The organism is Vibrio sp. NC2 (genome assembly GCF_025195005.1).
GTDB lineage: Bacteria > Pseudomonadota > Gammaproteobacteria > Enterobacterales > Vibrionaceae > Vibrio > Vibrio splendidus.
In genome coordinates this window covers 88559-101833 of sequence record NZ_JANVFC010000017.1, presented here as the reverse complement: position 1 = coordinate 101833, position 13275 = coordinate 88559, and the positions used below count along the sequence as shown (strand labels likewise).

Here is a 13275-nt window from a genome sequence, read left to right as displayed (position 1 = left end):
ATGAAGACTAAAGTGGTTTTTAGCTAGGTCGATACCGCAGAAATAAGAATAATCAGACATGGTGCCTCCGATGCATTTAAGTACCACATAAGTGTGGCAGATCCTCGGTAGGGGGAATCCATGTCATTCGTTATGTGCTAAAGAGGGGTTATGAATAACTTTGAATTAAGGAATGATGAGAATGGAATCGGGAAAGTTCTCATATTAAAAGGTGCATGGAGTGATGATTACGCATGTTACATGCAAGAACACGGTATTTTTGCACTAAGACTATCTGATTCATTCGGGTTCAAAGGACATGATCTTTCATTTCTTTCAAAGTTGGCTTTCTTAAGAAGCTTAGAACTTTATTGCTGGGAGTCCAAAGGTGTAAAGATCATTGAATCACTGCCGCAATTAGAGGTCATTGGTTTGCAATATAAGTCGGCTCAGAAAGTTGATTTTTCATCGTTTTCAAAATTAAAAGTAGCTAAGGTTACGTGGTCTAAGGGTTTAAGCTCGTTGCTTGACCTTTCAACGGTTGAACATCTAAATATCCAAAATTACCCTCAGAGTAATTTAGAGGCTATTTCGGCAATGTCTGGACTCAAAAAGTTATACCTTACATCAAGGAAACTCGGATCTTTAAAGGGTATCGAAAAACTAACTAACCTTGAGGTTTTAGACCTGTATAACTGTCCAAACTTGTTATCATTGAGTGGTACTGAACGTTGTCTGCATCTAAAAGCAATAGAAATTGAAGCATGCAATCGTGTCAGCACATAACAATGCAATCAAGGTGATGCATTACACTCGGCAGTTTTGGTTTGGAGTTCAGTGTGCTTGGCTGGTTCAGTGGGGCACACCTTATTGCGGGCGTTATGTGACCCGGTGTATTCTGCAAATTTAAGTAATCGACATTTGAAATAAACACTGCTTGTTGAATCAGTATCAAATTAGGAAAAGGATATTTAGTGAAAGTATTACAGCATATCATGCTCATAACGTTCTTTATGTTTTTATCAGGGTGTGTATCTACTGAAGAGACTTTTTCACATAACACTCCAATCGTTGGCGTTTGGACTGGTGTTGATGAGAAAGGAATCGAAGGTTCTTTTATTTTTAATTCTGACGGTAGTGCCGATGTAATCAACGATGGAATCTCAATTAAGGATACTGTTGTTAGGAATAGAGGGACGATCAAATACCATTATGATCCATCTGCAATACCATCAGAATTTGTTCTAGTTATCAGAAATAATAATGGCAAAATTAAAAAAATTTACGGTATTGTAGAGTTTGTATCAAAAGATAGTATTCGAATAAACATGCTTCCCTCAGGTAAACGACCGGTCGATTTTAGTGGTGCAATCGTGCTTAACAGAACAAACACATAACAAACGACTATGGCGTCAATGATTAATTTTTGGCAGTGTTTTCATCCCACATGGCGCCATCTCTCAGCATAGAGTTAAGAGTCACAACCATCTTTCGAACACACGCGATTATTGCGACTTTCTTAGGCTTTCCGGCAGCTACAAGTCGAGCATAAGTTGCTCTGAATACGGGGTTACATTGCATGGCTGACATCATTGCCATATATAACACTGTGCGTACTTGCGCTCTACCGCCTTGGATCACGTGCTTACCTTTGTAGCGCCCACTTTCGCGTGTTATTGGAGCGACACCAATTAGTGATGCCGCTTGTTTATTTGTGATGTAGCCAAGTTCTGGTACGTTGCTAATTATTGATGCAGCGGCAATGTTTCCTATTCCAGGGACGCTCTGCAATATTGTGTTTTTAGCCTGATATTCAGGGCTATCTTCAATGAGTTTAACGAGCTTTTCTTCTAACTTGGTGATTTGATTTTTTATCGTGGTTAGCATCGGTTTGATAGTCGGATGGAGAGAAGCGGGAAGTATCTGGATTCGGTTCTTTTCCATGGTTTGCATGGATAACAACTGGTTTCGGCGAATGACTAAGTCACTCATTAGGCGTATGTTTTTTGGCTTTATGACAGTAAGAGCTGGTTTGATTGCTTCTCCATAGTGAGCAATCAATTCTGCATCTAAACGATCATTTTTGGCTCTGCGGCCAATAGCACCAGCGAACCGTTTTATGTGGACAGGGTTTGCTCTGACAATAGGTAATTGAGCCTCTGCACATGCAAGAACAAAAGGCATTTCTAATCGGCCTGTTGCTTCAATAACGATTCGTTCAGGACTGTGACTCTTAATCGTTTTGAGTGCTTTTTTGATGCCTTTATCATTGTTCTCTACTGAGAAAAATAGGTCTAGTGGCCTGATGTGGATGTCTAATTGTGTTTTGCCGGTATCAACTCCAACGTTGATGCTTTGATTGATTTTGGTATTCATAATAAGCTAACTCATGCTTGCGTAATGCGGGTTCGAGACCCAGTCGACTATTCGAGGTTTATGCTTGAAGTCCTATGTAGCGTTCATGTTTGTTATCGGTCTCTCGATAGAGGAGCCAGCGTTTAAACGAACTACTACATAGAAAGCTTTAGTTGCAGCTAAAGCCTGGGTCTCACATTACCCGATTGGAGTGCTTATTATCCATACAAAGCATTTAAGAGTGATTCTCAACGCTTGGCATTTTTTATTCCATCGTTGAGTCTTGTGTTTACGGTGGTATGGTTGGGTTCAGTGGTCGCGTTGTTCACACCTTAATGCGGCTACATGGATTCCCCCGGTTGTCAAACATCCGCTAAACTTATGTTGATGGGTTTTGGACTGCCGCTCTACATTCGGCCTACTTATCGACGATTCGCATACGTCGTGGCCCTGATGACTTGCGCGACTGCGGTGCCTTATTCGTTAGATGACATCTAGTGTGTCCGCCGCATTAACAGGCTCTCCGCAAGTGGTCTTAACCTATCTCCATCATTAGCGTCTGCAATGACCCGGTGGGTTTAACTCTTTATGCTGCTTAGGTTTCTACTTAAGCAGCATAGTTTTCATATTCTGTTTGATTGTGTAAAAGCGACCATATAATTCGTGCGTTCTTCGCGGCCAGTGCCACTATTGCTCGGTTCATTCCTCTTCGTTCTAGAACGCCGCGACACCACTGACTTAACTTATCTTGCTTGTCGCCAAGGTTGGCAATCACGGTCCTTGCGCCATGAACTAATAGTGTTCGTAAGTATTTATCACCGTGTTTGGTTATTCGGCCTAAGCGAGGTTTTCCTCCTGTGGAATATTGCTTTGGTACGAGTCCTAGCCAAGCAGAGAAATCACGGCTTTTATCAAATTGAGAACCATTGCCTATCGAAGCAAGTATCGCAGTAGCGGTTTGCGGCCCAATACCTCGAACTTTCATCACTCGTTGAACATTAGCGCTGACCTTAGCAAAAGAGTCGAAGACTTGTTCAGTATCGGCGATACGTTGATTTAATTCACCAAGGTGATGATAAGCATCGGCAATCACCGTTCTAGCGAGATGTGGCAGTTCATTTTCTGCATCTTCCAGCATTAAGTGAACCTGTTTCATTAACGAAGAGCGACCAACGGGAATGATCAACCCGAACTCAGAAAGTAGGGCGCGCATGCGATTCATGAGCGCGGTGCGTTCACGAACCCAATGCTCTCTCATTCTATGTACCGATAAGATAGCTTGTTGCTCGGGGGATTTTACGGGCACAAAGCGAGTTGATGGCCGCTGAACAGCTTCGCAGATAGCGACTGCATCATTAAGGTCGTTTTTTCCCTTAGTTCGATAAGGAATTACGTATTTAACAGCCATAATGCGGGTGTCGTGACCCAGTTTATTGAGTGTTCTTGCCCAATAATGTGCACCACCACACGCTTCAACGCCTATACGCATGAGTGGCATATTTGCTATTGTAGTCAGTAGTTTAGAGCGGGTTACTGACTTATGAAGTATGACCTTACCATTTTGGTCTACGGCATGAAGACTAAAGTGGTTTTTAGCTAGGTCGATACCGCAGAAATAAGAATAATCAGACATGGTGCCTCCGATGCATTTAAGTACCACATAAGTGTGGCAGATCCTCGGTAGGGGGAATCCATGTCATTTGTTATAGCGCGATGAGGTTGCAGTGACTGGAATTTATGATCTTAATCCAATGCCCCACACAGTAGATATCATTTGTCCTTGTTGTGGAGAGCATGTAGTTTTTGAGTTTTCTGAAGTTGTTAAAATTTCACTCAAAAAAGATGTAGAGTATTTTGAGAAAAGTGACATATTTGAATATTGCCCATTTCGTGATAGCTATGGGCATAACTGGCATGGAGCAATGTATTTTGCAAATCTGCATGGATGTTCAATAGATGCTATCAAAGATCTACCAGAGGGCTATAAAGCTACCGATTGGTCACACTCTCGCTATCTAACGCCGAAAAGTGGTGGGGATATTGGTTCATATTCCTGTAATAGTTGTTATTCTCGTAAAATTCATATTTTAAACTGGCCTGAAGATGCCTTTTATTCCTTATCGTATAAAGGGGAAATCCTTTGGGCTTTTAACCGAGAATCGGCAGTAGACTTAAAAAACTATATTCAATCTACAGAGAGAAATAGAAGTGATTATCAATGGGAAAGTTTTTTGTTGCATGTTCCGACGATATTTAAAAAGAAAAATGCAAGAGGCTTTGTAGTTAAGGGCTTAGATCGTAGACTAGCGCTATAACAAGCACTTTAAACGGAACTCAAACAGTTGGCTCAGTTCCGCTTTGCTACACATTTTTAGTTAACTATTCTCGTCCGCTTAAGTAGACGTTATGTTTTTAGGGAGAGTCGGTGCCAGATTATAAGTTTAGTGTCTCATTAAAAATTTCACATCCTCAAGTTGATGCTAAAACGATAAGTGACACGTTATCTTTATCACCTACGAACTCACATGACACAGGCGACTTGAGGGTAACAAAAAACGGTAGGCTTCTTGGTGGTTCATATGAGGACATGTTCTGGAATTTAGATTTATGTGATGGTAAACGAATAGATGCAGAAGACGTTTTATTCGAAGAGTTTATTGCTCAAAAAAATGCAAAATTAGAAAAGCACAAAGACTTCTTCAATAAATTGCGCGCTACTGGTGGGGTAATTGAATACTTTGTTGGCTGGTTTATTGTTGACAGCATAAATATGAGTATCTATTTGGAACCACCGTTATTAAAAAACACTGCGGATTTAGGTATCTCCATTGTTTTATGCGCGTACCCTGAAAATTAGTGAGGTCCATAAATGAAATCATTCGAGTGGCAGATAGAAACTAAGTTAGGTTTTCAGCCGTTAGTGGCGTTGTATAGGTATTTTTTCAAGCCTAAAGGTTATAAAAAGCGTACTACACATTCTATTTACTTAAGTCGAAGTGATGGTTGGCTCTACTACCGCGCTGGAGACGTTACAGGATGGGCGATAAAACCAGGTACTGTATTACGTCTAATCAGTTTAAGAGATAAAAATTATCATAATTACGATACTGGATACCTTGTTGAATTGCATACATTAGACAATGACAAGTATATGTTTCAGTGTGACTTATCACCAGTTGAGTTTGAAAGGATGGAAAGTTTATTAACTAAACCTTTGTGACGTGTAAAAACGACTATGGCGCCAATAACTAAACTTTAGCGCTGTTTCTATCCTATATAGTCCGGTCTATCATCAACCATCCCAGAACGCTAAATACTAAGTCACCACAATCTGTAGAGGAAAAGTGCATTGAAGTTAACGAATAAACTCGTACGTTACCCGCACATTGATGTTGATCGTGCGTTTGAAAAAGAAGCTGAATTATTGCAGCAAATACAGGCTGGTGGGATTGCGCAAGCCTTAATGCTGTGGCAAGCAAAAACGCCGACACTCGTTTTGCCCGCAGGTAAAAAGTGGCCTGTGACCGTAGAGTCTAGAAAACAACTCGCGGCACAAGGCTGGCAGCTTACCTCGCGTAAAACAGGTGGCGCTCCCGTTCCCCAACTGCCGGGGATCATTAACTTATCGCACATTTACCATTGGCCTCGCGATGAAGCCTACAATATCCAAAAAGCGTATCGACATCTGTGCAATGTATTAACCCTGTTTTTCAAAGAATTGGGCATCGATGTGGATGTGCACGCCACTCCCGGTTCTTATTGCGATGGTGACTACAACCTCAATATCAATAAACAAAAAATAGTGGGTACTGCGCAACGTGTATTGCTTAAACAAGGGGGCGGCCAAATTGTACTTTCGCAAGCTTGTATCTTGTTAGATGCCGACTTAGAGAACATCGTTGCGCCTGTGAATTTTTATAATCAAATTTGCGACAACCCAATCGTAGTGGATGCGCAGGTTCATACTCCCTTGTCCGCGCATTTGACGAGCCTTCCTAACGTAGATTCACTCTTTCAGAGATTAAGCCAAGCTTTCATCAAGTATGCGTAATGCCTTCCTTTCGCTAACGCACAGCTCGCTTTTGGTTTAGGAAGGCCAACTTCTCGCTTATCCCTTCTCTCTATAGATCGCCGGCTTGATATCCAACAGTGGTGTGTTGTTTAAGCAATCTAAGCCTCTCACGGTTACGGTGCCATTCTCGATTTTTTCAATCGGTAACACGGCTGTACCGATTGGGTTTGGTCTGTGTGGTGAACGCAGTGCGAAGGTGCCTTTGGTCGGCGTCTCTTCATCCCAGCTTTGTATCAGTTCGTCTCGTTTTGCGCCTTCTAACCAATACAAGATCAAGATGTGCTCGCCACTGTTTAGGCCTAGCAAACCTTGTTGGTAAACGTCATCTAAGATGATTTCACAGATCGGACCGTTGCCCGGTTGGATATTATTCGGGCACTCTGAAACCAAGTTATAAGGCGTGGCAATTCGGCCAATAAATTTCAGTTCAGCAGACATATTTAGCTCCTATTAGTCTCTTTATTAATCTCTTTATTTGTCATCGTTTTTCATGGTCACTAAGGTGTAGATGAAGATCGTAATCAAGATCACCACACCACCGATAATACTGGTTGTTGGCGGGATCTCGGTGAAGAAGATAAACGCCCAAACTGGTGCTAACACAGTTTCCAACATCAGAGTCATTGATACCTCTGGCGCGGTAATGTGGCGTGTTGCGACCATAGATAACACTCTGCCAACAGGTGCCGTAAACAAGCCCATCATGCCCATGATTAACCACGTTTCAACGCTGTAGCTTGATGGTGTTGCAAAGAAAAACATCACAACCGCTAGCAACAAACCACCTAGGCCCACACTCGCCAATCGGCTGACGTCTTGATATTTACGCAGCAAGGTAAACATCATAGATAAACAGATCACTGCGAATACCGCTAAAGCATCACCCATCCAGTTCCCTGAAGAAAACGAACCTGAAACGACAATCGTAATACCAATCATCACTGCCACAATCGCAATTAAGGTCGATCGGCTAGTGGCTTCTTTTAGGATCAACCAGCTGAAAATAGCGGCCACAGCAGGGGCTGCACTGAGGATCACAAAGGTATTGGCAATCGAGGTCATCTTAATGCTGAACACCAAACCCGATGCGCTGCCGAGCATAAGAATACCCGCTGCCAACAATGGCCAACCGCTTTGTGCTACTGCCTTTCGTATTCCACGTTTGTCGTTGAATTTAAGCAAAATCGGCATCGAAATTGCGCTGAATAAGCCGAACAAGAAGGCCGTATCAAATCCGCTGACACCCGCATAACGAATAAAGATTGGGTCAATACTCATTAATACGGCACCTGCGATCGCAAGGGTAAAGCCGAGGGTTCGAGTGTTTCTTACTTCAGTTTTAGGGAGGTTCATTGTTGTCATTTCTCTATCCAATTATCTGTTACCAACAAATCATACCGATGAGTATGATTTTAAAAATTGGTTGAGTCAACACAAATCATACTTTAAAGTATGATCTCTGTTTTGGGGTGGATGAAGTCATGAGTAAGATTGAGCAGAACAAAGAGAAGAAACGACTCGCGATTTTAAAAGCGGCGAAGGAGATATTCCTCGCGGAAGGCTATGTGCAAACCAGCATGGACCGAGTCGCTAGTGAAGCGGAAATGACGAAGCAAACGCTTTATCGTTACTTCTCTTCTAAAGATGTGTTGTTTGAAGCGACGTTAAGACAAATGGGTAGCCAGACAGACGATAAGCTGGTGGTGCATTTGCAACACACCGATACTCGGCAAGCACTATTGGGCTTCGCAAAAGACTTCGTTTTGTTTCACCTTTCGAGCGAACATATTGCGACCTTTAAGCTGTTGATAGCAGAAGGCAGCAAGTCTCCAGAATTGGTCAGCCGTTTTATGGACGTTGGCCCAGATGATACCGATTGCGTGCTTGCTCAGTTTTTCAATGAACGATTCGATATTGAAGAACCACAAACCAAAATTAAGCTTTGGCTTGGTATGGTGATGAGTGTCAGAGATGGTGTGTTGATGGGAATGCCTGCACCCACAGAACAAGAGATTGTTGCTCACGTGGAAGCGAGTACTGACTTGTTGTTAGCGGCTTTGGCTTAGGTAGGGCTGTAAACCTGAAAAAATAAAACATACGTTAGGCGCTGCTGGACTTTGATTATTCCATAATAGGGAGCTGCAACGCCTGTCGTTTGGTCTGTTTACGTTTACTGGTTACGAGCTAAATCGAGTGCTTACCAAGCAAAGGTCTTAATAACATTTTGCTTGGTGATCGGGTTATGCGCGATGTCTTGATTGATCTTATCAAGAAACGGCTTGCGAGCTTGAGGCAACATGCCACGCATTGGTGAGATGTTATTGCCGTGGTCGCCCCAGTAGTAGCAATCGAAATCTTCTAGGTTTTCGAGTAAGTATTTTTCTTCTTCCAGAATCTGCAATGGCGTTGGTAAAACAAACTCGCCACGGTTTACTTCTTTTTCCAACACCGATCCCGGTTGAACGGCTAAAGCCATTGGTGCAATCGCATCCGGCTGCATGATGTTCAGCAAGCTGGTGGTATTAATCGCATGCTCTATAGAACGCTCTTTGCCGCCAAGGCCAAAGATGAAAGAAGCCAGTACCTTGATGTCTGCTTCACGGGCTAGGTTCATGCCTTCAATCGCATGCTCACGCGTCATGCGCTTTTGAATGCGTTCAAGCACAATTGGGTCACCTGACTCCAAGCCTGAATAGGCCATGCTTAAACCTGCCGACTTAATCTCTTTTAATTCAGACAAGCTCTTACGACGGAAGTCATTGAACCCTGAATACAGAGAAATGTTCTTGATCTCTGGGAAGGTGATCTTGATGTAATCCAGAATCGAAATCAGCATCTCGGTTCTAATCGCCATTACGTTACCATCGACCAAAAAGATAGATTCAACATGCGGGTAGATTTTTCTCGCTGCATCAATATCTTCAAAGATGTCTTTGATATCTCTTACTTTGAAACGCTTATCATCAAACATCGTGCAGAAGGTACATTGGTTGTTACTGCACCCCAATGTTGTCTGGATGAGTACGCTCTCTGCTTCCATCCAAGGACGATAAACTTTACCTTCAAAACGCATAAATGCTCCTCGGCCGTAGCCTGTGTTGTTTCGACGAGGGCAAGTTTAGCAATTTGCATATTGGGTGATAATTGGGCAAAGCGGGGAATCAGTATTAAAGAAATTTTAATAATCGAAAGAGCGCGCAGTTCTTTGTCTGTATGGATAGAACTGCGGCTTGGATTGTGTGTGTGGGGGTGGGTGGGAGTGTTAGTGGTCGTTTTTTACTAATGAATGATCAGTGCGCAACGCACAGCTTTTCTTCGAGTAATTGATCAAGCACTGTCACCAGCTTGTGGTTCTTTGTGTTGTCTAATGCGTCGGCGTGCGGGTCTTTGAACAACCCAGAATCATTATCAAAATATTGACCAGAAGCGTTGGCAAACTCATCACTGAGCGCAGCACGACAAAGAATGTCGGCTCCAATCGCTAGGTCGTTACCATCAACGCCATAAGCATCTTTCACTAATTTACTACCAAGGAAAGAAGCTGGGTTTACAGGGATAATTGCGGTGCCTTTGTCTAAAAGAGTATTGGCTAATTCGATGGACCACATCGTTAGTGCGAGTTTACTTTGCGCGTAAACCGGACCATCAAGTTCACCCGCATTCGGGCTGATTAATGCATCCAAATCGACGGGGGCTTGGGCTGCTGAAGATAGGTTGACGATACGACCTGTCGCATCAAAAAGAGGAAGCAGCTTTTGTGTCAGGAGATACGGCGCAATTGTGTTTACGACAAAACGCACATCAAGATTGTCTGGAGTGGTGATGTCCGACACTTTATACACACCTGCGTTGTTAATGAGTATATCGAGTCGTTTGTGATCGCTTTTGATTTGGGTTGCGAGCGCCTCAACTTCAGCGAGCGTCGATAGATCTGCGATGTAGCTTTCGATGATTGCATTCTTAGACAGGCGAGACAGAGCGGTCACGACTTTATTGACCTTAGCTGGGTTGCGGCCATGAATCAGAACATGGTGCCCTTGTTGCGTCAGTGCTTTTGCGGTCTCTAAACCAATGCCATCCGTGGCCCCTGTGATCAGAATTATTTTTTGCATGTTCCGTCCTTCAAAAAATAGTTTGAACAACTTTATAACAAAGATTAATGACACATAGTTGCATTTGGCTCACAAGCTGAAGACTCAAATGTGAGTCTATGGGACAAATAATGACCATTTTAACACTTGGTGGTTAACCGTTGGCGTTTAACGATTAAGTAAGACTATGGGTCAGTTTGTGGCTGACCCAAATTAAGAGCAGTGAACGAGTTATTTGATGTCTTGAACGTTCATAACCAGAGTTTCCCAATTGCGTTGGTTTTCCATATCGTGCTCTAGGCCTTGATCATCGGCAATTTGGAAGCGCTTAACCGCAGGTGTTTTGCTGGTGGCTTGATACAACCAGTAGGCCTCTGCTTTGAGTGCTTCGTCGATCGGTTTATCGATAGACTCGTACACCGCTTGCTTACATGCATTGATCGATTCGGCAGGGAATTGAGCAATTCGTTTGGCAAGCGTATCGACGTATTCACCAATTTCATCCGGCTCTAGTGCCTTGTTGATGGTGCCGTATGCTTCGGCTTCGTCAGCATCAAAGTCTCGTGCACTTAGGACGATTTCAAGTGCGCGACCTAAGCCGACTTGGCGTGCCATACGTGATGCGCCGCCACCGCAAGGAAGGATGCCCATACCCACTTCCATTTGCATGAATTTGTATTTACCACGAGCTGCGAATCGCATGTCACATGCTAGTGCAAATTCGTGGCCTCCACCTCGAGCGAAGCCTTCAAGCTTGGCAATTGTAGCTTGTGGCAGTTTGCTGATTCTTTCGAGCACCACTTGCAGGTCGAGTAACTTCGCTTCTTCACGAGAAACGGCTTCTGTCGACATGTCTTTTAATAGATTGGTGTCGTAGTGACAGACCCAAACTTCAGGGTTTGCTGACTGAAATACCACGACCTTGATGTCACGATCGCGCTCTAGTCTCATTGCTAAACCATTGAGGTCGGCAAGCATCTCTTGCCCTTGAACATTCACAGTACCGAAGTCAAAAGTGACGGTAAGGATCCCATCCTCGGCTTGAGCTTTAAACGTTGTATAACCTTGATATGCCATTTCCATATTCCTTCTGAGATATTTCATTTCAGCCTATTCAGTGTGAATGCGACCTAAATTCAGGCTAACGAGGAATGTTCGAACCAACAATTAACCATTAAACGAAACACTATTAACGAATTATTAAGAGTGTTGATGAGTTTAGTAATTTCATTTTATTCAATATCTTAGCTTCTTGTTCTAGCGTTGAAGGTATCTTGCTAATTCGATTGTCAACGAAACCTAAAAACTCATTCCTTGTTTGGCGCTCTTATCCTTTTCATTTAGCTTCGTATACTGCTCAACTAGGTAATTAGCCCCAAAGTACAGACAAGAGTAAACCGACCGATGCAGATGAGATCCGCGACTTTGAAAACCATTATTGAGAAAACACTGCCACTGACGCTGGGTGTGTTTGCGATCATGATGGTGCAATTGGTCGATTCGATCTTTATTGGTCAGCTAGGGGTGAATGAGTTGGCGGTTCACGGTATCACCTTGCCATTCCAAGCGGCGTTTACCGGTGTTCAAGTGGGAATCGGTGTCGCGGCAACGTCCATTATTTCTCAAGCGGTAGGGGCAAAAGAGCAACGTAAATCTACTTCAATTGCGACGTTGTCGGTCGGGTTTGGTGTCTTGGTGATTGCTTTGATCTGCATAGGCCTGATTGTTTTTAGCGATTCTGTTTTTGCGTCGTTTGTGAATGATGTCTCTGACGTCCAATACCAATCCATGCTGTCGATTTTTAATGTGTATTGGCCGTTGTGGCTGTTCAGTGCATTGATGGTGGCGGTGCTTTATCTGGCCACCTGCGTTTATCGAGCCAATGATGATACTAAAACAACCGGCAGCATGTTCTTGGCTGCCAGCGTGATTAACCTAATTCTCGACCCTATTCTGATCTTTGGATTGGATATGGGCATTGCAGGGGCGGCGATCGCATCGAGCATTGGCTATGCATTCGGCGCAATCTACATGTTAATCAAGTCTCGCGGCAAAGCTTGGTTTGGCTTCAATGGCGCGTGCCGTAACCAAATCAAAGGCTACAGTTTTGAGTTATTTAAGACGGTAATGCCAACCACAGCGAATCAGATATTACCTGCGGTCAGCGCGTTCTTTTCAATGCTTTTGATTGCGAGAATCGGAACCAATGAGATGGCTTTTTGGAGCTTACTCGCCCGTGTTGAAAGCTTTATGTTGGTGTTTTCTCTTGCTCTGACGATGTCCATACCGCCTATGATTGGTCGTTACTTAGGGGCGCAGCAGCGATGCAAAATCCCTGAGCTATTGAATACAACAGCGAAGTTCTTATTGGTTTTCCACACCGTGATGGCAGCATTGCTGGCGCTGTTTAGTGGCTGGATTATTCCTGTTATCTCGGAAGAACAAAGCATACGCAGCTGGTTTGAAGTGACCTTGTTATTTATACCGTTCAGCTATGGGCCGCTTGGGCTTTGCATGTTGGTTGCTTCGGTCTTTAATGCCTTGGGTGTGCCTCGTAAAGCTTTGAATGTCTCTTTCTTACGCTTGTTTGTTTTCTACATTCCGGCGTTATGGCTCGGCTCGATAACTGGAGACATGATCAATGCGGTTATTGCTGCGACCGTCGCCAATGTTTTAGCGGGCGCTTTTGCATGGTTTAAGCTTAATGCCTATATTAAAACTCACATTATTCCCCGTGCCGCTGCGGCCAATAAGCAGCGTGTACTCAGCGCAGGCTAG

Annotated in this window: 15 protein-coding genes; 8 read left to right on the top strand and 7 right to left on the bottom strand. The window is 43.5% G+C overall.

All coding sequences use genetic code 11. The features are described from left to right. Positions 1 to 150 precede the first annotated feature (150 nt). Both NX845_RS18340 and NX845_RS18335 read left to right on the top strand, forming a co-directional pair. Positions 151 to 765 (top strand): leucine-rich repeat domain-containing protein, encoded by a 615-nt coding sequence (locus tag NX845_RS18340; RefSeq protein WP_017094860.1) that lies wholly within the window; start codon positions 151 to 153, stop codon positions 763 to 765. 188 nt (positions 766 to 953) lie between these two features. Further along, a complete protein-coding gene (locus NX845_RS18335; RefSeq protein WP_065682920.1) occupies positions 954 to 1376 on the top strand; it encodes a hypothetical protein in 423 nt (140 codons plus the stop codon). Between the two features lie 22 nt (positions 1377 to 1398). Here NX845_RS18335 and NX845_RS18330 read toward each other — a convergent pair whose 3' ends face one another. Next, positions 1399 to 2355, bottom strand: a complete 957-nt coding sequence (locus NX845_RS18330) for an IS110 family transposase (protein WP_198594813.1) — start codon at positions 2353 to 2355, stop codon at positions 1399 to 1401. Between the two features lie 586 nt (positions 2356 to 2941). Continuing rightward, a complete protein-coding gene (locus NX845_RS18325; RefSeq protein ID WP_260257056.1) occupies positions 2942 to 3967 on the bottom strand; it encodes an IS110-like element ISVisp6 family transposase in 1026 nt (341 codons plus the stop codon). A gap of 91 nt (positions 3968 to 4058) precedes the next feature. On the opposite strand from NX845_RS18325, the gene NX845_RS18320 reads away from it, so the two are divergent. The 4 genes from NX845_RS18320 to NX845_RS18305 all read left to right on the top strand — a co-directional run bounded on the left by NX845_RS18320 (position 4059) and on the right by NX845_RS18305 (position 6385). Further along, positions 4059 to 4649, top strand: a complete 591-nt coding sequence (locus tag NX845_RS18320; protein ID WP_215515227.1) for a hypothetical protein — start codon at positions 4059 to 4061, stop codon at positions 4647 to 4649. A gap of 110 nt (positions 4650 to 4759) precedes the next feature. Then, complete coding sequence (locus NX845_RS18315; protein ID WP_260257055.1) at positions 4760 to 5191, top strand: DUF4279 domain-containing protein; 432 nt, start codon at positions 4760 to 4762, stop codon at positions 5189 to 5191. Between the two features lie 12 nt (positions 5192 to 5203). Next, positions 5204 to 5554: a hypothetical protein gene (locus tag NX845_RS18310; RefSeq protein ID WP_215515226.1), complete on the top strand. Its 351-nt coding sequence runs from the start codon at positions 5204 to 5206 to the stop codon at positions 5552 to 5554. Between the two features lie 129 nt (positions 5555 to 5683). Next, the gene (locus NX845_RS18305; protein ID WP_260257054.1) at positions 5684 to 6385 is read left to right on the top strand and encodes a lipoyl protein ligase domain-containing protein; all 702 of its coding nucleotides are present in this window, start codon (positions 5684 to 5686) and stop codon (positions 6383 to 6385) included. A 57-nt stretch (positions 6386 to 6442) separates the two neighbouring features. Here the strand turns inward: NX845_RS18305 and NX845_RS18300 are convergent, their stop codons facing one another. Together NX845_RS18300 and NX845_RS18295 are read right to left on the bottom strand one after the other, a co-directional pair. Further along, a complete protein-coding gene (locus tag NX845_RS18300) occupies positions 6443 to 6844 on the bottom strand; it encodes an SAM-dependent methyltransferase (protein WP_260257053.1) in 402 nt (133 codons plus the stop codon). Positions 6845 to 6877: 33 nt separating this feature from the next. Next, positions 6878 to 7768: a DMT family transporter gene (locus tag NX845_RS18295; RefSeq protein WP_260257052.1), complete on the bottom strand. Its 891-nt coding sequence runs from the start codon at positions 7766 to 7768 to the stop codon at positions 6878 to 6880. Between the two features lie 119 nt (positions 7769 to 7887). On the opposite strand from NX845_RS18295, the gene NX845_RS18290 reads away from it, so the two are divergent. Beyond that, positions 7888 to 8472 (top strand): TetR/AcrR family transcriptional regulator, encoded by a 585-nt coding sequence (locus tag NX845_RS18290; protein WP_108117267.1) that lies wholly within the window; start codon positions 7888 to 7890, stop codon positions 8470 to 8472. A gap of 131 nt (positions 8473 to 8603) precedes the next feature. On the opposite strand, the gene NX845_RS18285 is transcribed toward NX845_RS18290, so the two are convergent. From NX845_RS18285 to NX845_RS18275, 3 genes are all read right to left on the bottom strand, one after another. Next, a complete protein-coding gene (locus tag NX845_RS18285; RefSeq protein WP_017059456.1) occupies positions 8604 to 9479 on the bottom strand; it encodes a radical SAM protein in 876 nt (291 codons plus the stop codon). A 217-nt stretch (positions 9480 to 9696) separates the two neighbouring features. Continuing rightward, complete coding sequence (locus NX845_RS18280; protein ID WP_102445489.1) at positions 9697 to 10518, bottom strand: SDR family NAD(P)-dependent oxidoreductase; 822 nt, start codon at positions 10516 to 10518, stop codon at positions 9697 to 9699. A gap of 210 nt (positions 10519 to 10728) precedes the next feature. Beyond that, the gene (locus NX845_RS18275; RefSeq protein WP_102448104.1) at positions 10729 to 11574 is read right to left on the bottom strand and encodes an enoyl-CoA hydratase/isomerase family protein; all 846 of its coding nucleotides are present in this window, start codon (positions 11572 to 11574) and stop codon (positions 10729 to 10731) included. A gap of 327 nt (positions 11575 to 11901) precedes the next feature. On the opposite strand from NX845_RS18275, the gene NX845_RS18270 reads away from it, so the two are divergent. After that, on the top strand, positions 11902 to 13275 hold the full coding sequence (locus NX845_RS18270; RefSeq protein WP_102448103.1) for an MATE family efflux transporter: 1374 nt from the start codon (positions 11902 to 11904) through the stop codon (positions 13273 to 13275).